This window comes from Thermotomaculum hydrothermale, assembly GCF_016592575.1.
In the GTDB taxonomy this organism is placed as follows: Bacteria; Acidobacteriota; Holophagae; order Thermotomaculales; family Thermotomaculaceae; genus Thermotomaculum; species Thermotomaculum hydrothermale.
This window is the reverse complement of sequence record NZ_AP017470.1, coordinates 483,200-507,696: the sequence shown is the minus strand read 5'-3', so window position 1 is coordinate 507,696 and position 24,497 is coordinate 483,200. Positions and strand designations below refer to the sequence as shown.

The window sequence follows — 24,497 nt, the reverse complement described above, 5'->3', positions numbered from 1 at the left end:
AAGTAATTTAATTATACATAAAATTTTCAATTATTGTTTAAATTTTGCCGGGTATTAAAATAGATAAATAACCCTCAAACTGATTTCTTGTTTTTGTACATTTCTTTATCTGCTCTCTTTAACACTTGATCTAAATGAGAGTCTTTTTCAAATGTATCTACTCCAACAGCGACAGTTAAGCTCACACCTTTGACAAAATGCTTTATCTCTTTTTTAAATTTATCTAATCTATTAATCATTTCCATTTTTGAAATTTCAGGACAGACAATAAGAAATTCATCTCCCCCAAGCCTGAATAATCCATCTTCAAATCTAAAAACTTCTTTCATTTTTATAGCAATTGCAGTAAGGCACTTATCTCCCACCGTATGTCCCCAATTATCGTTTATCTGTTTAAATTTGTTGACATCAATAAAAGCAATACAACCACTTTGCCCCTTAATTGAGTTAAAAAAACTCCTCAAAACCCTTCGGTTTTTTAATCCAGTTAAAGGATCAATGTCTACAAGAGTTCTCAAATTTTCCTGGTTTTGCTCAAGCTTAATATTCATTTCTCTATACTCATTAATTACCCGTATAATAACCCCTAAAAAAAAGGTCAATGCAAGAACAAATTCACTAATTGTGTCAAAAAATGAAATTCTGCTCATATAGACAGGAACTCTTTCTTTAGTAAACCATAAAGTTAAAATAATAAAATGATGCAAAAACATTGTCCCCTGGACAAAAAACCCAAATGCAACAACTTTACACTCAATTAAACTTGTTTTAACACAAACATATACACTTGAATAAAATAACAGGCAAACTAATCCATACACTATAAATTGAATTATAACCGGGTGGAAATCAATCGCTAAAAAAAACATAAAGAACAGGAGTGCCAATGAAAAAAGAAAAATGATAGGAATATTTATTGCTTCATTCCTTCTTGAAAACTGTATAGCAGACAAATACAAAAGTACAGCAAATATTATCTTTGCTGATGCATACATTGAATAGAAAAAAACTCTTGTTTCGTAGTAAGAAGACATCTCCCAATTAGCAGCTAATAAAACCATAACCAAAGCAATTAAATTTATTGCCCATGCAATTGACCATGTAACAAAAACCTTTCTCTTTGCAGTAAACCAGGAAATTAAAAACATTAAAAACAGAGGAATATTTATCATTAATTGAATAAATATAGACCAGGCAGATAACGCACTATCAACTGTAGCAAAGTTATTCATGTATTCTCCCACTATACTTTCTATCAATTTAATTAATTTTTTATAAAATATCAAACTTTTAAGTGTGAAATAGCACACATAAGGTTAGATTTCTATATCAAATTCTATTTTTGAAGGAATAAAAATTTGCAAAGTTTATTTTCTGTTTTAGTTAAAATTTTTAAAGCTTTACTGTTGATCTTTGAAAACAATTTAATTTTTATCACAAAAGATAAGTAAAGATATGGGGAAAAAACGAAGGAAAGGGGGATTAAATCCCCCTCTAAATAATTAATGCCTGTTTAAGTCGTAAATTATTATACCAACCGGATAGAGGTAAGACGGCTTGCCGATATAATATGCCTTCCCTTTAACCTTTATTCCACCAGCTTTATTGTATCTATCTTTTCTCTTTGAATACTTTAAAAATTTCTTATAAGCCTTTGACCCTTTCAGGATATACCCAAAAACATACTTTCTTGTAAAAGAGGATTCTCCAGGTTTAATAAATTTTACACAAACATAATCTGACCTTGAAGCATCCTTTAAAAAGTAATCATAGCCATTGCTTCCAATACCGGCAAAAAACTCAACCGCTTCTCCGTTAAATGTTTTACCCCTCTTCGAAATACTGAAATCTTCGAAATCCACCTTTGTATACTTTAGATTTTCACCACCAGTTGATTTTGAGGAATACTCTTCAAACTTTTTATTTACGACAACACCTGCTCCCTTATTTGAAACAAGGTTGGGAATTACCTTACTCAGTGGATAAGGCATACCCCAATTTTTCCTTGCACTGCCTTTTGATGCCTCAAGTGGAAGACCAAGAATACTTCTTATTTGATTCATCTCATCCATATTTAATTTACCGGGCTTTGATGCAACAAAATTTGAGAATTTTTCAAAATACCACTTATCAGGCTTAAAGCCAGGGTTAAGGATTTTATTACCGCCTGCCTCTTCAAGCATATAACTTTCAGGATCACTGTTTAAATCATCAAAGTCTTCTTTCTTCCATACCACTAAATTCTTTCCATCCTCATCAAGATAGGTATAAAAACCTCCCTGACACTGATAAAAAATATTGTTTTTTAATTCAGTAAAGTCATTTCCAAAATTGTTGCTTACAGCATAGCCTGCCTCTCCGCCCTCTGTCTGAAAAAAGGCAAAGATATTGCTATTCACAACAACCTTTCCATTTTTACCAATAAAAAGACCGTAAGAACCGCCTTTTCCAGGCTGAAACCAGCCAAAAACAATATTGTTGTTTTTAATCAAAATTTTAGAGTTTGGCTGGGCACTTCTTGTACTTATGGCCGCATAAAAGGTGTTGATTATAAAGTTGTTTGATACCTCATTTTTATCACCCTGCCACTTTACATATATTCCATTTCCATAAGGATTTAATAAGATACAATTCTTAATGGTAATGTTTCTGCTGTACGCTTTAAACAATGCACCTTTCCATGATTTTTTAGGAATAATTTTACTTTTATCCGGGGCATAAGCGTTTCTGGTTTCACTATTCAACACAAAACCGTCAACTATAAGACCACTGTGGTCTTTCTTCTCACTTCCTTCAATAATTCCCTCACCAAGGCCGACAAAACCACCTCTATAATCCTTTGCCCTTTCTAAAATAGTGAAGTATTTGAAGGGATTTCTCTCAGTAAAGTTTACATTATACCCACCAACCAGGGTTAAATTTGGCACACCAATTGTAAAGTTTCCTGAACCACCTTTTCCATAATAAGTTCCTGCCGCAACATGGATTACATCTCCTCTCACTGCCTTTGAAATAGCCTTCCAGAGTTTTCCATACGGTGCGTCTTTTGTTCCGTTTCCAGAAGAGCCTACCCTAACATATATATCTTTTGGAAAGGCAAACATTACAAAAAAGAAAAGAAAGGCAAATACAAAGAAGTATTTTTTCATAAAAAGCCTCCAATAATGTAAATTTCATTGTGCAACTATTTGAAACAAAAAATTACCGTTAATCTCTTAACAAACAAAATTAAATTTCAAATAAATTGCACTATTGTTAGAAACATTATTAAACATTTAAATAAAAATTTCAAAAAAACATTTAAAAAGATAATAAGTAAAGAGAAATCAATTAATTAACAAACAGTGAAAAAGGATAAATATAAATTAACTTAATATAGTTTCACCTGAAATTTTTTTTAACAACAAGTTGGTGACAGATAAAAAACCATAAAAAATATCTTTTTTTATAAAAAAACATAATTTTTTAGGTCAACAAGTTAAAATGGTATTCATAATTAATTTTGTAAATACCATTTTTTTGAGTTAGAATAAAAAAACAAGCACATTAGAGTGTGAAAGTTATGGGAAATTATACCAGATTTTTAAACAATTCATTGATTTCAAACTATTGTATTCTCAAATTAAAAATATTTAAAAAACTATAGAAAATCAGGGGGTAAAAATGAAAACCTTTTTTGCAATTATAGGAGCATTGTTTGTATTCTTTGTGGTATTTGTTGTTGGAATTTTTGTGGCAGTATCTTATTTTAGTTCTCCTTTAACAAGCACTGCAGACAATTTTTTCACCTCAATAAAAAACAACAATTATCAGGAAGCGGAAAAGTATTTATCTGAAAATTTTAAAAGAATAACAACCATTGATGAGGTAAAAAAAGCCTTTCCTTACGACAGATTTAAATACTATACAGATTGCACCTTTTATACCAAAGAGGCAAATGCAGACGGCACAGGAAAATTGGAGGGAAAGGTAAATTTTTACGATGGTTCTTTTTTGAAGATAAAAGTTGACCTGATTAAAGAAAATGGTGACTGGAAAATAGACCACATTCACTTACCTCAAACTGGATTAAGTGAAACTCAGGAAAGCAATCCAATTAATACCACCAACCCAAATAATTCTAACCAGAACAATACCAATCAAAATAATTTTTCTAATACTGAAATAAACACAACACAGGTAAATAATTCATCTTTAAATGAAGAGTATCTGGTTCATACCAATATGGTAAAGTTGGTAAAGGCTATTTTAAGTGATGATTACACAGATTTTTATAATTCAACCTCTCCACAGTTCAAACAAACCGTTTCCATTGTTAGAATGCAGGAGGCTTTCAAGGTTTTTAAACAGGCTAAAATTAACTGGCAGGATATTAAGAATATGAAACCTGTTATAACAAGCAAAGAAAAGGAAGAGCATGGAATTATAAGTTTTAAAGGATACTATCCAACCACCCCAGTGCACCTTGGATTTAATTTTGAGTTTATTAACAATAATGGGGAATATCAGGTTTTTGGAGTATTTCTAAAATTTGAGTAAAAAATATTTTAAGAATAAAAAAAATAATCAAAAGGTGGCTGATTATGAAAAGGATTGTTTTAATACTCCTTTTGTTAATTTTTCAATTTAATTCCTTCTCTTACGACAGTAAACTGGTAAACAAAATTGCCGAAGATGAAGTAAAAAATCAACTTCACTCTGAATTAGAAAAGAAATTAGGCAAAGATGTACCAGTTGAAAGTGTGTTTCAGGTTTTAGACCACATTGCCAATGGGGAATTTAAACAGGCAAAAATGGTTGCATCTGAAGAACTTGCACAGCAGTTTGTAAACATTCTTGTTGGCTCTGAAGCAGGTGGTCTGATTGGAGTGGCATGGAATTTTGCTAAATTTTCATTTACCTCTGTTCAACAGTGGAGTGACAGATTCAATATGCAAAAATTTACCAATGAATTTTTAAAACCACAGGTTGAAATGTGGGAAAAATCCGGCAAGGTTCCCCCCTGGAATGAGGTAAAAAATCAGATGTTAGACTGGATTAATTTTCATGAAAATACTATATTAGCAATAAAACTTCCAACTGAAAGAAAAAGTGCATTAGACGCATTTACAAAGGAAGCATGGAATAAAACATTTGAAATTCACACAAAATTCAAAAAGTATTATTTTCTAAAAAAACAGGCAGAAATGGCTGCAAAAATGGCTTTAAATGAATATCAAAGGCATTTAACAAATCTAAAAATCCATTACAAAAGAGTTGCAAGGTTTCTTGAACTTGCAGGCCTTCCCATTAATGCTGAAAATTTAAAGAGATTTGATAATGACCAAACATTCAGAATTCTTGTTGGAAGAGTGGCTGACATAAACCTTTCTCTGAAAAAGGATGACAGGATTTCACTTAAACAGTATGTTTCAATTGTAAACTTTCTTGGAAATCTCAAAAGTGGGGATATAAAGGATGCTTGCATTAAATTAAAGAAAGCAAACTTTGAAGTAAATCCACAAAATGTTAGACTCTTCATTTTAAACGAAGGATTTAAAAAAAAGGTTCTGGAAAAATTAAAGGAGAGTGGGAATAATCAAAATAACAATACTAATGAAAATATAACAAATGAAGATGTTAAACAAATAAAAGAAAATATTTATAACTTTGATAAAACAGAGTTTACCGAAATAGTTTCAGATACCCCTATTTCACTTGAAGATAGACTGACAGAGATTTCTAAACAACTCTATAACACCTTTCATAAAGACATTAACAATTTTGATTTTTCTCCACTGTTAAACTATTATTCAAATTTAATTGACAGTTTCACATCAGGGGAAATTACCTTTGAGAGATTCCTTAATTTAAGGGAAAAAGTATATAATGAGGCCTCAAAATATACCCTTTCAGAATCAGAAGACAAAAATCAGTGGAAAAAATGGCAAGAGTTCAATAAAACCTTTAAACAGTATGACTCAAGGTTTATCTCTAAGAGAAAAGAGGCTTTAAAAACAATAGACAACATAAAAAGAGAAATATGTATAAATGATGACCTTATTCAGAAAATATACCAGGCCAAAATCAAACTAAACAAATTAAACGGGAATAAAATAAATAAAATTTACGAAGAAGAAAAGACTCAATTTTTTAATAATTTAAATGTTACAGGTTACAGGTTTAGCCTTCCAACCTATTTAACACTTAACACATTAAATGAAAAGATAAAAACTTCCACAAGCGAATTAAAATGTATTGAAGACAAGATTAAACTTTTAGAAAGAGAAGTAAATATTTTGAATGATTATGCCGGTGAATACTATATAAAAATGCACAAGTTAACTAAAAAACTTGAGGATAAATACTCTGAAATTGGCTATCTCCTTGAGGGATACCCTGCAAAATGGAAGGTTTTCCCTCCAGATTTTTTTAAACCATACTATACAGAACTAGAGTATAAAGACCCCTGCGACCTCAATGTTGAAGAACACTATTTAAAGGGAATGGATGAGATTTCAGAAATGGAATCAGAACTCTTTTTATTAAGTAATATTTACCAGCAACTTCAGGATTATAAACTGTATTTAGAAAATCAAAAACTGTTGAACAAGGAAATCTCTGGTTTGCTTGCTGTTGATTTAAATTCCCTAATTCAAAAGATAAGCAAGGAAAAGGGAGATAAACTCTTCAACCTTGAGAACAAAGCAGGGGAATTAGAGGGAATTTTAACTAATTTAGTTATCTCTTACAATGAAAACATAAAATCCCTGAATAGTAATTTTCACACCCCTGAAGAAGTAATATCGGAAGTTAAGAAAAAGAGAAATACAAACACTTACTTACCCCTTTCTGTTTACAGACAACAATTGGATAGATTAAAGAGTGAAGCCTCAAATTGCCATTCTTATGTAAAGGCTTTAGAAGACGATTACCATTCATTAAAAAGATACATTTCACTTGTTAGAGGAATTGCCAGTAAAATTGAAGCCTGGGATGAAGATATTTTGAAGAGGTATGAAAAGTTTGACAGCGGCGCAAGAGAAATTATTGAAATTAATGTAAGTGACAAGAAGTGCAACTATTTAAATGAAATTATAAACAATTGTGAAACCCAGTTTAAAAAACTATCTAAAATTGAAAATAGAATAATCAATGTATTAAATATGGGAATAAACCAGGATAATCTAAAAATGTATTCAGATGCTTTGAACGAGGCTGAAATTTTACCATTTAAACCATCTTTTGATATTGAAACATACAGGAGTAAACTCAACGATTATTTAAATGCAAATTACAGTGTTTATTGTAAATTCCCAGAGATTGAAGAGGTTTTTGTTAATGGCAAAAAAGTCTCTAAGTACATTTACCTTATCCCCTCAGACTTGAAGGGAAATAGAATTGAGGTAAGAGGGAAGTACAAGGTTTTTGGCAAAAACAAAAGTTGTTATCCCAAAGAGATAACCTTAAGATATCCAAAGGGAATTGCAAAGTGCAAACTATTACCAGACAATGAATTTGTCTGTTACTTAGAAAAACCTTCAATAGAAAATTCATATACTGTAATCTTTCACATTGAAAGCAACAGAAAAGAAGTGGAAGAGCCTTTGTTTGTGACAATAAACTTTGTAAATTCCAACTCAAACGAAATTGATAAATACCTGAATACCTTTTTGGACTATTACAATAACAATAAGGATATAAATAAATTTTTCTCAGGTTTTACATATAGAAATGAATTAATCAAAAATGCAAACGAAAATAGGAAAAAATTTAAGCACAACCTGATATTTGAACAAACAACCCTTGAAAATATGAAAACCTATGAAAAAGACCCAGATTTTCGTATGTGGACAGCAAAGGTAAAAGTAAAATGGAGAACTAATGGAGACATCAACAAAAGCGGCACTGCTTATGTTTATATTACAAAACACCTCACAGTTACTCAAACATCAACTTACACTTTAATTGACAAAATTGAGGGAGACTCATTCTTAAATTCTTTTGCAAAAAAACAAATAAAAGACACAGGTTACAAAATTGCTTTAATTAGCCACGGGCAGATTAAAGGAGGGGGATACTCCCTTGACTTTGAAACAAACACCTATTCAAACAGGGAAAAGGATATTGCGGCAGGCTATGTAAACCCAAACGCAAAAGAAGAAGGCTATGACAAACCATACTTTAATGTTGGATTCATTATTGATATGGGAAGAGTTCCCATTGAAAGTGTAAAACAATGCCCGAAAACTGGTTACAGTGATTACTATGAAAATACCCCTGCAATTAAAGGGCACACATACTGCGTTAGAACACTTGAGGGAAACTATGTAAAACTCTATGTTCTTGAAACAGGGGGAACAGGCTTTAAAGCATACATAAAATTCAAATGGAAATTTTGTAAATAACAATAAACTCGTAAACCTGCAATTTTTCTTAAAAAATCTTAGTTTGTGTTGCGTAGATGTAACAATTATATTTTGATTTAATAATTGCAACAGCAAATTCTGAAAGTTTATGCGGGCTTAATATTTCAGGGGAGAATCAGGAAAAACTTGTTTTTACCCCGGCAACACCTGTTGAGTAAAATCATAAATCAAAATAGCCTGATTTTGAAATAAGCCTTTTCTTTCTGATTAAAAGTTCTTTAAAAAGGGGGGTTTTTTCTTTAGTTTTGCTTAACGCCATTTCTGTGTGTTTTAATGCCTTATTATAGTCTCTCTGCTTGTGTTCGTAAAACTTTGCCAACTCAATGTGAGACTCAACATCCCTGATTTTTAGCCACAGTTTTTTAGCCTTTTCAAACTCACCCTTCTTCTTTAAACACTTTGCGGCAAGCGAGTAAACCTTCTTTTTGTTTATGTCATCAATTTCAAGAGAGAGAATATGCCTCAATATATCTAAACTCTCATCAAATTCCTTTAAAGCAAAAAACTTCCTTGCCTTTGCAAACAGCACATCTATATTGTTTTTATTGCAAATTATTTTAAAAATCTCAAATAAAGAATATACATCTCTTAAATTGTGCTTAAAAACCCTTTCAAGGAGTTCTGTTTTACCCCTCAACAAAAACTCTCTGTAAGCAAAGGGAGCCATTGAGCCTGGTAAATCATCTTTCCTTTCAAATTTTAAAATTTCTCTTTCAATGTCAACAAGCCTGAAGCTTCTTAGTTTATCTTTCCATACAAACCTTGAAATGTGGTACAAATCAATCTGTTCAACATCAGGCTCGTTTATTCCATTCATCACACACCTTGTTTTTATTACAGGTATGTCAAAGCACTTGCCGTTGTAGGAAATAACAATGTTTCTATTGGCAAAAAGTTCAAGCAAGGTTTCTATTAACTTAAACTCTATGGAAGGATTTGACACAAAAAACTGCTTGATTACAAGTTTTCCCCTGTCAACATACCCTATCCCTGCAAGAAAAACCATATTGCCTGCACCGTGGGAAAGGCCTGTTGTTTCTGTATCAAAAAACATGGCATCTTGAAGAGCAAAATCCTCTCTAAAAAATGGATAGATTGAAGTTTCTGAAGGCAAATCAATATCAAACACATTTTCCCTTTCAAAGGGGAAATCCCTGCTTTCTTTTTTCTCATTATTTTTTTTAAATTGGTTTAAACTGTGGATGTTTGAAAAATCTAAAGCCATTTTGCTATTGGCATACCCACTTTTACATAATCACCGCTTTTTTTAAGGGGATAAACCGTTTTTTCAGGGAAAAACAAAAGCACTGTTGAGCCCATCATAAACATTCCCAACTCTTCCCCTTTTTTTGCAGTTAAACCTTCAATGTTAATTGGGGCAGGCTTTCTGGGAAATCTATCATTTGTAATAAAATCGGTAAAACTTAAAACAATTCTTCCAACATTGTATGCGCCAACCAGAACGCACAAAACCTCAACTCCCTCTTTTTCAAGGATTAGTAAAACCCTTTCATTTTGGTTGAACACCTCTTTAAAATTCTCAAGGGAAAAGAGGTTTACAGGCAAAAGTTTTCCCGGAATATAGAAAACCTTTTTAACCTTGCAATCAAACGGGAAGTGTATTCGGTGGTAATCCCTTGGTGAAAGGTAAAGCTGGAAGTAATCCCCGTTTTTATACTTTTCAATATCAACAAAACCCTTTACAAGGCTTTCCATTGAGTATTCGCTTCCCTTTATTTGAAAAACCTTTCCATTTTCAGAAATCTTTGAAACCTCAAGGAGAAGGCTGTCTGTTGGGGATACAATAATATCAGGATTAAAATCAATCTCCCTTGTTCCCTCTTTCAACTCCCTTATGAAAAAATCGGAAAGGCATTCAAATTCATTTAGAGGCTTTTTCACATCCTGCAAATCAATGTCAAAGATAGAAATATAGTATTTAATTACCCTTTTTGCAAAAAATTTCGGTTTTTTTACCCTTGTAAATCTGCCGAAAAGCCTTGAGTAAAAGGGATGGGACAAAGCCTTTAAAAAGACTTTTTTTACAATTTTCATTTTTTCAATCCCTCAAACACCTTTTCTGCCATATAGGAACTTCTCACAAACGGGGAAGAGAAGACAAAGTCAAAACCTAAATTTAAACCAATTTCTTCAAACTCTTTAAACTCCTCAGGGGTATAGTATTTTTTTACCTCAGCATTTTTCATTGAAGGCCTTAAATACTGGCCTATCGTTAAAATAGAAACCCCGTTTGCTTTTAAATCTTTCATCAAATCAATAATCTCTTCTTTGCTTTCCCCCAATCCAACCATAAAGCCGGACTTTACTGGAATTGAGTAATTTTTAAAAACATAGTTTAATATTTTCAGGGAAGTTTTGTAATCTGCCTTAGGCCTGATTTTCGGGAAAAGCCTTTTAACCATTTCAATATTGTGGTTAAAAACATCAATATTAGCCTCTAAAACAGTGTCAATATCCCTTAAATTTCCCTTGAAATCTCCAACAAGAACCTCAACTTTAACAGAAGGATTTAGTTTTTTAATCTCTTCCACTGTTTTTTTTATGTGATATGCCCCCCCGTCAGGCAAATCATCTCTATTAACCATTGTTAATACAGCGTATTTAATTTTGTTTTCAAAAACAAATTTTGCTATATTTTCAGGCTCTTTTTCGTCAACAGGTAAAGGTTTGCCTTTGGGAACAGAACAAAACCTGCAGTTTCTTGTGCAAATATTTCCCAGCAGTAAAAAGGTTGCCGTACCCTTTTTAAAGCACTCTCCCCTGTTTGGACACATTGCTTCTTCACAAACAGTGTGAAGAGACTTCTCCCTCAACGCTGATTTAATCTTATGCAAATCCCTTAAGACAACTTTTTCCTTTGATATCCATGAGGGAAGCTTCATTTTATCGGAACGACCCATGCCTTTATTCTATCCTCTCTTTCAATCTTTTTTTTAACCTTGTATGCAATTTTTTTAGAGTAAAATGTACCAATTCTCACCTTGTAAAAAACGCTTTTTCTCCCTCTTTCTTTAACTATAAAAACAGAGTAGCCTTTTTTTTCAAACCTTTGCTTCAATCTGTTAGCATCCTTCAACTTTTTATAAGCACCTATTTGAAGCATATACCTCTGTTCTACCCCGCTTTTTATGGTTGGCTTTTTGTTTTTCTGAGTTGATTTTTTAGCTACTGTTTTTTTCTTTGCACTTTTTGAGGTAGAAGAAGTTTTTGCAGTTTTTCTTGGCTGCTTTAGCCCGGTGTTTTCCCGAACTCCATTTTTCTTTTTTTTATTTTCTGTTGAAGACTCTTTTTTTACTATTTTTGTTTCCTGGTTAAAACTCTTTGTTTTAGGTTTTACAACAGGTTTTTCGCCAAATTCTTCATACTGAGGGTTAAAGTCATCATTGTAATTTACCCTTTCAACAGGTTTTCTATCTGGCTTTAAAGTGGCTTTGCTTCCCACCCACATTCCTAAAAAAAAGGCGACAAGAAAGCAAATAATCGACCACGCAAAAATTGTCAGGTAAGTTGTTGAATCAAGCTTTTCTTTCATAAATTACCTTTTTCAGAGATTGGTAAAAATCCTTTTCTCCGTTTTCTTCAATAAAAAACATAGTTTCCTTCAAAACATCTTCAAGAAATTTCTCCGCAATTTCCAGCCTCTCAGACTCATTCAAATTATACAGGTTTCTATAAAATGCATCAAAGTCTATATATCCATACGAAGAAAAATCAATATCCCTTACTAATTCTCCATATCTGTCTTCAAGCATTTCAAAAACTTCTGTATTAAGCCTTTCAAACAATTCAGGGTTCAATGAGTTTAAAATTGTATAGATTTTCTCAAATTTTGAATTGTAATTGTTTAATAATTTCTCCAGTTCTTCCTCAAAGTTTATTGAAAAACTCTCCTCATCCTTTAACCTCTCAAATTTTATAAAATTTGAAAATTTCAAAATCAGCAATAGTTTTAGTGTTTCAAACTGGCTTAAATTACTGTAATTGCATATTGAAGATATTGAATTCTGCCCATCAATCCATTCCAGAACTTCCTGCTCTTCAACACTTAAAGGTAATACCTTGAAAACATCCTCAACAGAAACTATAAATTTTGGTATAACCTTCAAATCTGGAAGATAATTATCTATAAGGGAAAAATAAGAATTCTTCTTAATTCCGTGATAAATTGCTTTTCTAAAATCGATTGTTAAATTCATAGGGAGTTCTGTGTGTGTTTCAAACTCAAGTTTTGCAAAGACCCCCTCTTTTAATGAAAAAACCTGTGAGATAAGGAAAAGCATATACTCATTGAGGGAATTATACAATTCCTCAACAGTCATAAACCCTTCTTCAATTAAAGCATACCCAAACTTCTTCCCTTCCTGCAAAATTTTCTCACTTGTAATTCTGTACTGTTCAATGGTTATTTTATTGGTTACAACAAGGAATTCACCAAATCTTTCATCTTTATCACCAGACAGAATAAACGAAATTTTCCCATTTTTGAAAAACACTCTGTATTCCCTGAACCCTTCTGAAAAATACAAAATAGTGTTTAAACGGTTTTCTCCAGCATAAACAAAAAATTTATAAATATCTAAATGGCTAAAACTTCCTTTATCCTCCATTATCAATCTCCGGAACATAAATTGCGTTTTTGGTTGTCATTTTGACCATATACATTGCATTATCAGCAACTCTTATAAGAGATTCAACATCATCCCCATGGTCGGGATAAGTTGCTATCCCAAAGCTTGCCGTTACCTTGATATCTGGATAATCTTTTAAAAAGTATTCATTTTTAACAATATTTTCCTTAATTCTTTCAGCAACCCTTTTAGCCCCCCTTGAATCTGTATCGGGAAGAATGATGCAAAACTCGTCCCCCCCAAATCTGCAAACCTTGTCAATCCCTCTCACAGCATCAATAGTTTTCTCTGCAACAGACTTTAAAATCTGGCTTCCGACAAGGTGTCCATACTTTGTATTCACATCTTTTAAATTGTCTAAATCCATAAAAATAAGGGAAAATTTTTTGCCATTCTCTTTCGATTTTTTAAAAACAATTTCAATATATTCATCAAAAAACCTTCTATTAAAACATGTTGTTAAATCATCTATTGTGGTTAATTTCTTTGTTTGCTCAACAGACAGGGAGTTCACAAGAGCAGGCTCAATCTCTTTTAAAAAATTCTCACAGGTAAAAATCATATCGCTTTTAAACTTTTCACTCTCAATTTCAAGCAAAATAATTCCCTGTACCACCCCTTCCCATATCAATGGAAATATAAGATAAATTAAACCATCATTTTCTATTTTTCTGTTTTTTTCAAAGCTATTTATATCTGCATTAACCTCTTTTAAAATACTTTCCACAAAACCTGCATTTTTGAATTTTCCCCTTTTAATCTCTTTAATCCCTATTTCAGGATTTTTTACAAAAACAAGCGCATTTTCACTGTGGATAAAATCCAGAAAAGTATCAATCAACAAGTTCAACAATTGAGAAAATTCAAGTGTTAAACATACATCTTTTACCAATTTTAAAAGAGACTTCTCCCTTTCAAGAAGCTTGTTTTTGTAAAAGGGGTTTTCTTCCCTGAAGGCATTAAAAATTGTCTCTCCAATCTCTTCCATACCATCCCTGAATTTCAAAAAATCAAAAACACCTTTTTTGTGAAAAATCCTGTACCACCCATGAGTATAATTATCCTTCAAAAGGACAACATTTTTTGCAAAGGAAAGGGATGTGTCAAAACACTTTAAAGCGTTTTCAATATTGTCTGAGCACACAACTACAACACTACCGTTTTTAATATTCTCGCTGTTAATCCCGAGCAATTCATCAAAAGTTAAAAATACAACTGAATAACCAGAACGCTCGAAAAATGTTTTAAACTCTTTTTCCTTTTTTTTATCAAGGTCAACAAAGATAATATTCATTTAAAACTATTTTTTACTCTCCTTTCCCTTTTCTAAAAAATAGCTAATAAAGTCAATAGGAAGTGGAAAAATAATGGTTGAATTCTTCTCTGCTGAAATCTCCATCAAAGTTTGCAAATACCTTAACTGCAAAGCAACTGGAGATGAAGAGATAATCTCAGAGGCTTCTGCAAGCTTTTTAGATGCCTGAAATTCACCGTCTGCATGAATAATCTTTGCCCTCTTTTCCCTTTCAGCCTCAGCCTGCCTTGCCATAGCCCTCTGCATTGTGTCCGGTAAATCAACATGCTTAACCTCAACAGCAGAAACCTTAACTCCCCATGGGTCAGTGTGTTTATCAAGGATTGACTGTAAACTCATATTCAACTTTTCCCTATCAGACAACAATTCATCCAATTCAACCTGTCCCAATACACTTCTTAAAGTAGTCTGTGCTAATTGTGATGTTGCAAATAGGAAATTTTCAACTTCAATAACTGCCTTAATCGGGTCAAATACCCTGAAATAGACAACAGCATTAACCTTAACAGATACATTGTCTTTTGTAATTATATCCTGAGGGGGAACATCTAAAACAACTGTTCTTGTTGAAACTCTTACCATTTTATCAAACGGTTTAAATACAAAAATCAACCCAGGTCCCTTTGGATCTCCTAAAACCCTTCCCAATCTAAAAATTACCCCTCTTTCATACTCATTCAAAATCTTTAAACAGCTAAAAAGGTAAAAAATAATCAGTAAAATCACCACAAAAACAGGATTCATACTATACCCCCTTTACTTTTAAAATCATATCTTCTATATCTGTTATTAAAACTCTATCCCCCTTCTTTATCTCACAGGGGTCAACACACTCTGCATCCCAGTACTCTCCATTGAAGAATACTTTTCCCTTTCCATTTTCAAAATCAGCAACCACCTCTGCCTTTTTCCCAATAAAACTTTCTTTACCGGTATGAATTTGCTCTTTTTGAGACTGAACAATAAAGTAAACAACAATCGCAAAGAGAATACCAAACAAAAGCGCCGCAAAAATAATTGAAAAAGGAGACAAAGTCATTCCTGGCAAATCAGACTTAAATAGCATCAAAGAGCCTACAACCATAGAAAACAAACCTCCAAGTGTTAAAAAGCCATAACTTACAACTTTAAACTCCATTATAATCAATAAAACACCTAAAACAATGAAAAGCATACCGGCTATGCTGACAGGCAAAATCTTTGTTGAAAAGAAGAAAAGGATAAGGCATATTGCCCCGAAAAGCCCTGGGAAAATAGCCCCTGGTGATTTAATTTCAATAAAAATACCAATAACCCCGGCCAAGAACAATAAATACGCTATTTCAGGGGAGGCTAAAATGCTTAAAATCTTTTCCCTTAAAGAGTAATCTCTTGTAATAAAAGTAACGCCTTCTACATCAATTCCAAGCTTCTCTTTTGCTATTTTCTTAACGAGTGCTTCAGGATTGGATTCAAGATAATCAATCAAACCAAACTTTAAACACTCTTTAGCAGTGTATGATTTGCTCTCCCTTACAGCTTTTTCGCAATACTCTATATTTCTGCCCCTCTTCTCAGCAATTGAGCGTATAAAAGCGGCTGTATCCTCAACAATCTTTTCAGCCATAACATTCTCATTCTTTTTATCTTTCTCTTTTTTATCATTTAAAGAAAATCCCGGCATTAAAGATACAGGATGGGCAGCCCCGGCATTTGTTCCCTCAGCCATTGCAGCAAAATTCCCTGACATCAAAATAAAAAATCCTGCGCTTGCAGCCTGAGAGCCAGATGGATATACATAAACGCAAACAGGGATTTTTGACTCTAAAATTGTTGAAACAATCTCCCTTGTGGATTTTAGCAATCCCCCCGGGGTGTTAATCTTAATAAGGATTAAATCAAAGTCTTTTGCCTCATTAAATTCCTTAATTGAAGAGATGACAAATTCAGCTGAAACAGGCTGCACAGTATCGTTAAATCTAATGACACCGCATTTTATCTCTTTTGAGTAAGCGGTGAAAAAACCAAAAATTATTAAAATCCCAAATAAAAATACCTTTTTCATCTTGTAAATATTATAAAGCCTTAAATAAAAAAAGCCAATAAGAAAGGCTTAATGTGTAAAAATTTTCAAAACCTGCTAAATAAATTTTGAATAATCACCAAACAGGGTTTGAATTATTACAAGGCCTGTTATGGCAGCGGTCTCTGTTCTCAAAATTCTTCCGCTTAAATTTATAAAGTAAAAGCCTTCTTGAATAAACAAATCAAACTCTTCTTCTGAAAATCCTCCTTCAGCACCAATAAAAAATGCAAAACTGCCATTTTTGACATCCTTTTTTACAGTACCCCCCTTTTCCCCAAAGATAAATCTGTTGTCAAAAGACTTTGCTTTTTCAATTGCTTGCGGCAATTTTACCGGTTTAAAAATTTCAGGTGGAAAGGTTCTTTTACACTGCCTGACAGCCTCTCTTGCTATTTTTTCAAGCCTTTCAAATTTTTTATCAAGATTCATTTTTCTGTATTTTGGATTGGTATATCTGGAATGAAAGGTATAGATTTCAGACACTCCCAACTCGGTTGCTTTTTGAACAATCAATTCAAGCTTTTCAAGCTTCTCCGGCATTGCCTGAAAGAGAGCAATCTTTGTTTCTGGTTCATTCTTTATTTCAGGCTTTCCTTCAACCTCAACAAATACAATCCCTTTATCAATTTTAACAATCTCACCATTAACAACACCTTGAGGGAGAATTACCTCTAATTTTGCACACTCTTTTAGCCTTAAAACCTTTGTTACATAGTGGCTTTCGTCTCTGTTAAGTTTTACAATATTTCCCTCAATTTTATCTGCAAACACCCTTCTTAATTGCATCTTTACCTCTCAATTAAATACCCAATCCATTCCCCATTTACTCTTCTATCAAGGATTTTTAAATTAAATTTTTTTAAAAATTTTTCAAATCCATCAGAATCCTTTTCTAAAATACCGCTTATAACAAGTTTATCTCCCACAAAAGGAATTACATCTTTTAAAATATCCCTCACAATGCTCTCAATTATGTTGACAATTACAATATCATAGCACTTTACCCTTAAATCTCTTATCTCACCTATAAAAAAATTGATATTATCAAGGTTAATATCGTTTATTTCAAAGTTTTTCACAAAAACCTCAGAGCAATGAGGGTCTATGTCAAAGGCTGTTATCTCTTTTGCACCTAACTTTTTGCCAATAACAGACAAAATTCCTGAACCTGTTCCAACATCAAGCATTGTAAACCCATTTTTATTTTCAGCATACTCTTTCAAAAACTCTGCACATAGTGATGTTGTGCCGTGTAAGCCTGTGCCAAATGCCTGCCCCGGCTCAATAATCAGGTTTATTTTACCCTCTGAATAAACAGACTTATTCCCCTTTTCCCACAAGGGAATTACCCTGAAATATTTGTTCATATCAAATGGCTTGAAAAATTTTTTAAACTCCTCAACCCAATCTTTCTCCTCAAAGTCTTCAATAATCACATCAAAATCAGACACATTCAGAAAAGAGAGGAATTCTTTAGCCTTTCCAACAATTGCTAAATAATCCTGCTCTTCAGAAGCAAGGAAAACAACATCGTTAAAATCCTCATAAGTTTCAACACTTATTACATCAAAACCAAGAAGAAAATCTGATAGAGATGAGATTACAAAATCATCTCTTGTTTCAAACCTGAAAATTACTTTTTTAAGCATTTTTCAACCAACCTCAACTTTATTCCCTTCACACTATCAATAAGATACACTGGATAGTATCCAGGCTTTTTACTCCACTGATTTGGGAAAATCAATAGATTAAAAAAACCTTCTTTTAAAAGCGAATCTTCACTTTCAGGATAGAGAAGTGCAGCGGCAACCTGCCTGAAAATCTGGTTTTTACCGAGAGGCACAATGTAATAACCCTTCTCTATCTTTTCCTTTGAAGTCTCAAAATGCCCCTTCATCTCTTTTACAAATTGCCTTCCCTGAAACGGGAAATCTGAAAAACTTATTTCATCTATCTTGTATTTTCTAACATTAACCTCTGTATCCTCTGCAATTTTGAAAACCTTTATTCCATGCTCCATTAATTTTTTAGCAATGGGAGATAAACCTGCTGGGAAAACAAAAGCACCTTTTAAATCAACTCTCTCACCATTAAAACACCCCACAAAATCAACATTGTAATCTATTCTCTTTGTTTTATCAGGCTTAAACCTTTTTGTTTTCTCATCTCTTTTAACCCTGTAACCCTTTATTTTTACCTTATCTCCACAAGGTTCAGGCTTTACATTTTTGTAAATATAGGCAAAATCCCTTTTGTAATACTCTTCCTGAAGTTTTCTCATCTCTTTTAAATTTTCTTCATCTGCCATAAAGGTGAATATACCGTCTAAAAATGCATAGGCAGCCTTAACCCTTGTTTTGTAATCTGCATAGGCATAGTTTTCATCTAAAAATGAAAAAGCACCTTTTACCCCAAAATAACCTGTGGCAAACACCATTCCGCCAAAAAAACCATTCCACTTTGTTGGGTTTTCCTGATTGTCAAAATGCCCGTAAGGGATGCAGTCAAAGTTATAGTTTTTCCTTGTAAACCTTCTCATAAAGGGATATATTTCATTTTTCATAAAATCAATCATACTGTGGCTTGAGTGGGGAGACATACACCATGTAAATGTTAAAGGCTCTTCGTGGAATGAACCGTTTGTTGTGTGCATATCAACAAAGACAAGGGGATGCCATCTGTTAAACAACCTTACCAAAGCCCTTGCCTCTCTGCTTTCTAATTTTACAAAATCCCTGTTTAAATCCATGTTCATACCGTTGTATCTAATCCCAACTCCATTTTTTACCTTTTGATAAGGCCTGTGGGAAGGGGAAATCTTTTCATTTCCATCAACATTAAATACCGGAACAATCAGAAAAACAAACTTATCAAGGTAAGGGGATTTTTTCAAAAACATATCCCTGACATACATCTGAACAGCCTCTTTCCCCTCAATCTCTCCAGCGTGAATATTTGCGTTAATTAAAATAACAGGCTTTTTTGTCTCACACGGTGAAAGGGGGGCAGGATTTCCAACTATTACAAGGGGAATTTCTCTCCCCTCAAATGTTTTGCCAATACTGCTTACCACTATATTTTCAGGATACTCTTTTTCAAGTTCAAGAAAAAAGTTAACAACATCCTTAACCCTTGAAGTTGATGTAAAATTTGATTTTTCGGCAATAGTTAAAGGTTCTTGAGCAAAGCAAAAAAAAGAAAAAAACAAAATTAAAGAAAAAACAATCCTTTTTATATTCATTATCCCCTCCCTTTCTCTTTCTCATTCAATTTTAAACAAGAAATTCTTTTTAAAAAAGAAATAATCAAAGTTTGGTTAGTCAATTTTTTTCTTTAAACAAAAAACATTACACTGATTGTTAAAAAATGGCTTTATTTAAATGTGTTTTCTTTTCTTCCGTAAAAAATATTTTGCAGTGTAAAGATAATTTTACCCTTAAAAATACCTTATAGTTTTTTTATTCCATAATTTTCAACAAAATACAAAATTAAAAATCTGGCATTTTAACTGCTTTATTAATAAGCGAATACTTTTTCAAGGAGGTCAAAATGAAATACCTATCAATCTTAATCCTGATAATCACATTGGGGTTTGGGTTCAATATGCCTGCTATGGCAAACTCAGGAAAGGCAACAAACAAAGCAAAAACCGTAAACAAGGTTGAAAAGATTAACATCAACACTGCCTCTGTTGACCAGTTGGTAAAACTTAAAGGCATTGGACCTAAAAAGGCAAAGGCAATTGTTGAGTTTAGGAAGAAAAATGGAAAATTCAAGAAACTTGAAGACTTAATGCTTGTAAAGGGAATTGGTAAAAAAACATTTAAAAAGATAAAACCATTCTTAACTCTTTAATAACTAAAAACAAAAGGATTTCGCCAACTTTCCCCTGTCCCCTTTTTCCCTTCCCCTTTCCCTTTCCCTGAAAAAGGGGACAAGAATAAAAGCCCCGAATTTTCGGGGCTTAATTTTTTTTCATTCCTTTCAATTACATTAAACTTAATTTTCATAAATTTTGGAATATTAAAAATACTAATACAATTGTGTTAAAATACTTCTGAAAAAAGAATTGCACAGGGGAGGCTTTTATGAAAAAGGTAATAGGAGCAATACTCGTATTAATGTTTTTAACAGGAAATTTTAACCCTGCTTTTGCTGACAAAAAGCCAGAGAAAAAAACAGAACAAAAGGTTGAAAAAAAGAAAGACAGAGATATTTTCAAAGAAGAAAAAGAAGAAAAAGAGGATAAGAAAAAAAGTAAAAAACAAAAGGTTAAAGTAAAAAAAGTAAAAGTTTCTTTAAAAAGAAAAAAAGATTCAAAAAAGAAGGAAAAAGACAAAGAAGAAATTCCAGATGAAAAAGAGGAAGAATAAAAAAAGCCCCGAAAATTCGGGGCTTTTTTTATTACATAAGAGTTTTATTATTCTATTGATTCAAGTACAATTTCCGCAATATCCTTTGTCTCAACTCCTTCAATCTCTTTTTCGTTAACTGCATCTCTTAACATTGTCATACAGAAAGGACATGCTGTACAAACAGTATCAGGGTTAGCATGCTCCATAATGTCTTCAATTCTCTTATGGTTAATCCTTGAACCCCTTGTTTCTTCCATAAACATTCTTCCACCACCAGCACCGCAGCATAAGCCTTTTTCTCTGCTCAATCCAGGTTCAGCAATTTTTACACCGTTTATAGATTTAAGAATATCCCTCGGTTCATCGTAAATACCATTGTGCCTGCCAAGATAGCAGGAATCATGATAGGTAACCTTTGCTGAAATTTCTTTAGAAGGTTTAATTTTCCCTTCTTTAATCAGTTTAGCAATAAATTCTGTATGGTGATATACATTATACTCACCGCCAAAATCTCTGTATTCATGCTTCAAAGTATTGTAACCGTGAGGACAGATTGTAACAATATTTTGAACTTTGTATTCATTTAAGGTTTCCACATTCTGCTGGGCAAGTGTCTGATAGAGGAACTCCTCACCGCTTCTCCTTGCAAAATCACCGCAGCACATCTCTTCCTCACCAAGGCAAGCAAACTTAACACCTGCTTTTTGAAGAAGTTGAGCAAAAGCCCTTGAAATCTTCTTTGCCCTATCATCAAATGAACCTGCGCAACCTACCCAGAAAAGGACTTCAATTTCTTCTGGGTTTTCAACTTCAGCCATTGTTGGAATGTCAAGGCCTTCAGCCCATTCAAACCTCTTGCTCATACCAATATTCCAAGGGTTACCGTTTCTTTCCATGCCCTGAAAAGCAGTCTGTAATTCAGAAGGAAAGTCACCTTCAACCATAACAAGCTTTCTTCTCATATCAACAATTCTCGGTATATTTTCAATAAATACCGGGCATGCCTCTTCACATCTTCCGCATGTTGTACAATCCCAGATTTCATCAATTGAGACAACCTCTCCTACTACCGGCTCTAATTCATCTCCCTTTCCAGCAATTAATTCTTTTTGATGATCATAGAGAAAGTGTTTTAATTTATCGTTAAGCCTTTTTGGAGACAATGGTTTATCAGTTAAAAAGGTGGGACAGAATTCGTGGCACCTTCCACACTCTGTACATGTGTATAAGTCAAGATACTGCTTCCAGGTAAAATCAGTAATCTTTGAAATTCCAACAGGGATATCTTCGTCTTCAGTATCAAAAAGCTCTTCAAGGTTTTCAACTGTTTTAATTTTCCCTTTAGGTTCAAGCTTCTGAAAGTAAACATTTGGAATAGCCGTAATAACGTGGAAGTGTTTGCCCCTTGGTAATTCATTCAAGAAGACAAGCAGGGTAATAACATGAATCCACCATGATGTGTTGTAGAGGGTTGCTAAAGAAGACTCACTCATACCCTTAAAAAACTTTGATGATATAGGTCCTAAAAAAGCTACCGCGGCAGGATTATGGTAAAACTCAGCACCATCCATTAAAATATCTGTAACCATTAATACAAAGATAAAAAAGAGAATCAAATAGCCTTCCCACGATGGGTCAAGCCTTTTAGGTTTAATAATTGCCCTTCTGATTGTTGCGTATATAATCATTATCAACACAAGAATGACAAATATATCTTTCATATAGAGGTATGCATGCCCTACAGGAGAAAAGATAAAAGAATCAAGAAACTTATTGTAAAAACCTTTTCCAAAAACAGTAATTGTTCTTAAAGCTAACACACAGAAACCCCAGAAAATAAAAGCGTGCATCAAACCAGTCTGGGGATCCTTTAAAATTCTCTTTTGTCCAAAAGCAAAAAGCAAAACTCTTTTAATTCTTTCTCCTACATTATCAAACCTGTTTTCAGGTTTAGCAACTTTAAGGAGCAGATACTTTTGCCAAATTTCATAAAAGAAAAACAGCAATCCGCCAAAAAAAACAATCAGGTAAACCCAGTATCCAATACCGGCAGTAGGATTCATAAGCCCTCCTAAAAATTATTACTGAATGACTATTCATTCATTATTCTAATTTATCGCAAAGCAAATATCAACTTTAATTTTATAAAAAAAATAAAAATTAGTATAGGATTTTGAAAAATACACTTTTTAACAAATTAAAAGAAAAATGGAATTAAATTATTTTTTTAGTCTATTCTTTTCAAATTATTATTTGATATGGCGGAGGGACTGGGATTCGAACCCAGGGTACCAGCAGGGGTACACCGCATTTCGAGTGCGGCCCGTTCAACCACTCCGGCATCCCTCCACTTAATTATTGATTTTACATTATTTTGACTGCTTTTTCATTTGCCTTTTTAATTCAAAAAACCTTGAAAGCAATTCTCCGCATTCATTTTCTAATAAACCGCCTTCAATTTTAATTGAATGATTTAAATTCAACCTTTCTATCAATTCAAGGTGCGAGGTTAAACCGCTTCTTTTATCGTATGCGCCAAAAACCAACCTCTCTATTCTCGCATGCACCATTGCACCATAGCACATTAAACACGGCTCTAATGTTACATACATTGTGGCACCTGTTAGCCTATAATTCTTTTCAAATTTTGCAGCATCTCTAATAGCGTTTACCTCAGCATGGGCTGTAGGGTCATTGGAAGAGATTGGAGAGTTAAACCCCTTTCCGAGAATAACTCCATCTTTTGACACAACTAAAGCCCCAATAGGCACTTCATCTCTATCAAAGCCTTCCATTGCCTGCTCAAGGGCAATTCTCATAAAGTAAAAATCCTGCTCTGAAAAACCCATTTTAATGCTCAATCTCTATATTTTGCTCAAATTCTTTAATCAGAAAATTTCTATTTTCTAAAATATTTTTAAAAAGGTTGTAATACATGTAAGATTGCAACATATCCCAACCTAAATTTCCATCATTATCTATTGCAAAGGGCATTTTAGGAAAATTAATAGATATTAATACTTTTTCCTCTTTGGAGGCAGTTATTTTTAAATCAAATGTCTCTTCTTTGTTTCTTATAAGGGAGAACAATGCTTCACTTAAAAAATAAAACGCCCTCATAAAATCTTTACCATTTACTTTCATATTTATAAACTCATCAATATCAATATCAAAAACAACCTTATGCTTAATCTCTCTATCTGTTATAACTGCCTGATGAAATCCATCAAAAAATCTTTTCAAATTTAAACTAACCTCTTCGTCCATTCCATAATACATCAAGAAATCACCTATAGAATCATACATTCCCATCAAATCTTTAACAGACTTTACAATTTTTTGGAATACCCTATCAACACCTCTATATTCTGGATTATCCTTTAAGGATTCAATTTTAGGTTCAAGCAGTCCTAACCGTGACACAACAGGAGAAATTTTCCCATTTGAGTTATGAATAAGACCTTCAAGAGTTTTGAGAAATAACCTCAGTTTTTCTTCTGCAAAAATATTAAAAAATGACTTAAACTCTTCAAAATCAAATTTTTTATAGGAATAATCCCCATTGTCCATGGAAAAAGAATAAAAATCACCCTCAAACTTGACATATCCGAAAGCAAAATTACTTGAAGAATTTAATAAAAAATCCTTTAACCTGTCATCCATATTAAACTCTCCCTTCCTATTCATCAATTAGTGCTATAATAA

General features: G+C 32.9%; 20 protein-coding genes and 1 tRNA gene. 4 read left to right on the top strand and 17 right to left on the bottom strand.

What is annotated here, in order from left to right:
• Positions 1 to 74: 74 nt before the first annotated feature.
• The gene (locus tag TTHT_RS02295) at positions 75 to 1,232 is read right to left on the bottom strand and encodes a GGDEF domain-containing protein (RefSeq protein WP_201328426.1); all 1,158 of its coding nucleotides are present in this window, start codon (positions 1,230 to 1,232) and stop codon (positions 75 to 77) included.
• 270 nt (positions 1,233 to 1,502) lie between these two features.
• The gene (locus TTHT_RS02290) at positions 1,503 to 3,149 is read right to left on the bottom strand and encodes a right-handed parallel beta-helix repeat-containing protein (RefSeq protein WP_201328425.1); all 1,647 of its coding nucleotides are present in this window, start codon (positions 3,147 to 3,149) and stop codon (positions 1,503 to 1,505) included.
• 514 nt (positions 3,150 to 3,663) lie between these two features.
• Here TTHT_RS02290 and TTHT_RS02285 point away from each other — a divergent pair.
• Both TTHT_RS02285 and TTHT_RS02280 read left to right on the top strand, forming a co-directional pair.
• Positions 3,664 to 4,539 carry a nuclear transport factor 2 family protein gene (locus TTHT_RS02285; protein WP_201328424.1) on the top strand — a complete coding sequence of 292 codons (876 nt, stop codon included), beginning with the start codon at positions 3,664 to 3,666 and terminating at the stop codon, positions 4,537 to 4,539.
• Between the two features lie 44 nt (positions 4,540 to 4,583).
• Entirely contained in the window at positions 4,584 to 8,387 is a 3,804-nt protein-coding gene (locus tag TTHT_RS02280) for a hypothetical protein (protein WP_201328423.1), read from the top strand.
• Between the two features lie 181 nt (positions 8,388 to 8,568).
• Here the strand turns inward: TTHT_RS02280 and TTHT_RS02275 are convergent, their stop codons facing one another.
• The 11 genes from TTHT_RS02275 to TTHT_RS02225 all read right to left on the bottom strand — a co-directional run bounded on the left by TTHT_RS02275 (position 8,569) and on the right by TTHT_RS02225 (position 19,678).
• A complete protein-coding gene (locus TTHT_RS02275; protein ID WP_201328422.1) occupies positions 8,569 to 9,633 on the bottom strand; it encodes a ribonuclease H-like domain-containing protein in 1,065 nt (354 codons plus the stop codon).
• Positions 9,624 to 10,463 carry an archaetidylserine decarboxylase gene (gene asd, locus TTHT_RS02270; RefSeq protein ID WP_201328421.1) on the bottom strand — a complete coding sequence of 280 codons (840 nt, stop codon included), beginning with the start codon at positions 10,461 to 10,463 and terminating at the stop codon, positions 9,624 to 9,626. The genes TTHT_RS02275 and asd overlap by 10 nt, the downstream gene beginning before the upstream one ends.
• Positions 10,460 to 11,311 (bottom strand): lipoyl synthase, encoded by an 852-nt coding sequence (lipA, locus tag TTHT_RS02265; RefSeq protein ID WP_408033907.1) that lies wholly within the window; start codon positions 11,309 to 11,311, stop codon positions 10,460 to 10,462. Before lipA ends, asd begins: the two co-directional genes overlap by 4 nt.
• Positions 11,308 to 11,961, bottom strand: coding sequence for an SPOR domain-containing protein (locus TTHT_RS02260; protein ID WP_201328419.1), 654 nt, complete (start codon positions 11,959 to 11,961; stop codon positions 11,308 to 11,310). Before TTHT_RS02260 ends, lipA begins: the two co-directional genes overlap by 4 nt.
• A complete protein-coding gene (locus tag TTHT_RS02255) occupies positions 11,945 to 13,036 on the bottom strand; it encodes a DUF4388 domain-containing protein (protein ID WP_201328418.1) in 1,092 nt (363 codons plus the stop codon). The genes TTHT_RS02260 and TTHT_RS02255 overlap by 17 nt, the downstream gene beginning before the upstream one ends.
• Positions 13,026 to 14,351 (bottom strand): GGDEF domain-containing protein, encoded by a 1,326-nt coding sequence (locus tag TTHT_RS02250; RefSeq protein WP_201328417.1) that lies wholly within the window; start codon positions 14,349 to 14,351, stop codon positions 13,026 to 13,028. The genes TTHT_RS02255 and TTHT_RS02250 overlap by 11 nt, the downstream gene beginning before the upstream one ends.
• A 6-nt stretch (positions 14,352 to 14,357) precedes the next feature.
• Positions 14,358 to 15,116 carry a slipin family protein gene (locus TTHT_RS02245; protein ID WP_201328416.1) on the bottom strand — a complete coding sequence of 253 codons (759 nt, stop codon included), beginning with the start codon at positions 15,114 to 15,116 and terminating at the stop codon, positions 14,358 to 14,360.
• A 1-nt stretch (position 15,117) separates the two neighbouring features.
• A complete protein-coding gene (locus TTHT_RS02240; protein WP_201328415.1) occupies positions 15,118 to 16,416 on the bottom strand; it encodes an NfeD family protein in 1,299 nt (432 codons plus the stop codon).
• 75 nt (positions 16,417 to 16,491) lie between these two features.
• Positions 16,492 to 17,223: an RsmE family RNA methyltransferase gene (locus TTHT_RS02235; RefSeq protein WP_201328414.1), complete on the bottom strand. Its 732-nt coding sequence runs from the start codon at positions 17,221 to 17,223 to the stop codon at positions 16,492 to 16,494.
• Between the two features lie 2 nt (positions 17,224 to 17,225).
• Positions 17,226 to 18,086: a 50S ribosomal protein L11 methyltransferase gene (locus TTHT_RS02230; RefSeq protein WP_201328413.1), complete on the bottom strand. Its 861-nt coding sequence runs from the start codon at positions 18,084 to 18,086 to the stop codon at positions 17,226 to 17,228.
• A complete protein-coding gene (locus tag TTHT_RS02225; protein WP_201328412.1) occupies positions 18,071 to 19,678 on the bottom strand; it encodes a M14 family zinc carboxypeptidase in 1,608 nt (535 codons plus the stop codon). Before TTHT_RS02225 ends, TTHT_RS02230 begins: the two co-directional genes overlap by 16 nt.
• Positions 19,679 to 19,986: 308 nt before the next feature.
• On the opposite strand from TTHT_RS02225, the gene TTHT_RS02220 reads away from it, so the two are divergent.
• Both TTHT_RS02220 and TTHT_RS02215 read left to right on the top strand, forming a co-directional pair.
• Positions 19,987 to 20,292: a ComEA family DNA-binding protein gene (locus TTHT_RS02220; protein WP_201328411.1), complete on the top strand. Its 306-nt coding sequence runs from the start codon at positions 19,987 to 19,989 to the stop codon at positions 20,290 to 20,292.
• 233 nt (positions 20,293 to 20,525) lie between these two features.
• Positions 20,526 to 20,810, top strand: coding sequence for a hypothetical protein (locus TTHT_RS02215; protein WP_201328410.1), 285 nt, complete (start codon positions 20,526 to 20,528; stop codon positions 20,808 to 20,810).
• A 47-nt stretch (positions 20,811 to 20,857) separates the two neighbouring features.
• On the opposite strand, the gene TTHT_RS02210 is transcribed toward TTHT_RS02215, so the two are convergent.
• The 4 genes from TTHT_RS02210 to TTHT_RS02195 all read right to left on the bottom strand — a co-directional run bounded on the left by TTHT_RS02210 (position 20,858) and on the right by TTHT_RS02195 (position 24,455).
• Entirely contained in the window at positions 20,858 to 22,855 is a 1,998-nt protein-coding gene (locus TTHT_RS02210; protein WP_201328409.1) for a (Fe-S)-binding protein, read from the bottom strand.
• Positions 22,856 to 23,051: 196 nt separating this feature from the next.
• A tRNA-Ser gene (locus tag TTHT_RS02205) sits at positions 23,052 to 23,141 on the bottom strand.
• Positions 23,142 to 23,161: 20 nt separating this feature from the next.
• Positions 23,162 to 23,641, bottom strand: a complete 480-nt coding sequence (gene tadA / locus TTHT_RS02200) for a tRNA adenosine(34) deaminase TadA (protein WP_201328408.1) — start codon at positions 23,639 to 23,641, stop codon at positions 23,162 to 23,164.
• Position 23,642: 1 nt separating this feature from the next.
• Positions 23,643 to 24,455 (bottom strand): hypothetical protein, encoded by an 813-nt coding sequence (locus tag TTHT_RS02195; protein WP_201328407.1) that lies wholly within the window; start codon positions 24,453 to 24,455, stop codon positions 23,643 to 23,645.
• Between the last annotated feature and the right edge of the window lie 42 nt (positions 24,456 to 24,497).

Bases quoted from the DNA above. Each gene is read 5' to 3' on its own strand.
- TTHT_RS02280 (WP_201328423.1), top strand. From the start codon at position 4,584: ATGAAAAGGATTGTTTTAATACTCCTTTTGTTAATTTTTCAATTTAAT.
- TTHT_RS02240 (WP_201328415.1), bottom strand. From the start codon at position 16,416: ATGAAAAAGGTATTTTTATTTGGGATTTTAATAATTTTTGGTTTTTTC.
- TTHT_RS02275 (WP_201328422.1), bottom strand. From the start codon at position 9,633: ATGGCTTTAGATTTTTCAAACATCCACAGTTTAAACCAATTTAAAAAA.
- TTHT_RS02290 (WP_201328425.1), bottom strand. From the start codon at position 3,149: ATGAAAAAATACTTCTTTGTATTTGCCTTTCTTTTCTTTTTTGTAATG.
- lipA (WP_408033907.1), bottom strand. From the start codon at position 11,311: ATGAAGCTTCCCTCATGGATATCAAAGGAAAAAGTTGTCTTAAGGGAT.
- TTHT_RS02285 (WP_201328424.1), top strand. From the start codon at position 3,664: ATGAAAACCTTTTTTGCAATTATAGGAGCATTGTTTGTATTCTTTGTG.
- TTHT_RS02215 (WP_201328410.1), top strand. From the start codon at position 20,526: ATGAAAAAGGTAATAGGAGCAATACTCGTATTAATGTTTTTAACAGGA.
- asd (WP_201328421.1), bottom strand. From the start codon at position 10,463: ATGAAAATTGTAAAAAAAGTCTTTTTAAAGGCTTTGTCCCATCCCTTT.
- TTHT_RS02230 (WP_201328413.1), bottom strand. From the start codon at position 18,086: ATGCTTAAAAAAGTAATTTTCAGGTTTGAAACAAGAGATGATTTTGTA.
- TTHT_RS02235 (WP_201328414.1), bottom strand. From the start codon at position 17,223: ATGCAATTAAGAAGGGTGTTTGCAGATAAAATTGAGGGAAATATTGTA.
- TTHT_RS02245 (WP_201328416.1), bottom strand. From the start codon at position 15,116: ATGAATCCTGTTTTTGTGGTGATTTTACTGATTATTTTTTACCTTTTT.
- TTHT_RS02220 (WP_201328411.1), top strand. From the start codon at position 19,987: ATGAAATACCTATCAATCTTAATCCTGATAATCACATTGGGGTTTGGG.
- TTHT_RS02195 (WP_201328407.1), bottom strand. From the start codon at position 24,455: ATGGATGACAGGTTAAAGGATTTTTTATTAAATTCTTCAAGTAATTTT.
- TTHT_RS02260 (WP_201328419.1), bottom strand. From the start codon at position 11,961: ATGAAAGAAAAGCTTGATTCAACAACTTACCTGACAATTTTTGCGTGG.
- TTHT_RS02210 (WP_201328409.1), bottom strand. From the start codon at position 22,855: ATGAATCCTACTGCCGGTATTGGATACTGGGTTTACCTGATTGTTTTT.
- TTHT_RS02225 (WP_201328412.1), bottom strand. From the start codon at position 19,678: ATGAATATAAAAAGGATTGTTTTTTCTTTAATTTTGTTTTTTTCTTTT.
- TTHT_RS02255 (WP_201328418.1), bottom strand. From the start codon at position 13,036: ATGGAGGATAAAGGAAGTTTTAGCCATTTAGATATTTATAAATTTTTT.
- TTHT_RS02295 (WP_201328426.1), bottom strand. From the start codon at position 1,232: ATGAATAACTTTGCTACAGTTGATAGTGCGTTATCTGCCTGGTCTATA.
- tadA (WP_201328408.1), bottom strand. From the start codon at position 23,641: ATGGGTTTTTCAGAGCAGGATTTTTACTTTATGAGAATTGCCCTTGAG.
- TTHT_RS02250 (WP_201328417.1), bottom strand. From the start codon at position 14,351: ATGAATATTATCTTTGTTGACCTTGATAAAAAAAAGGAAAAAGAGTTT.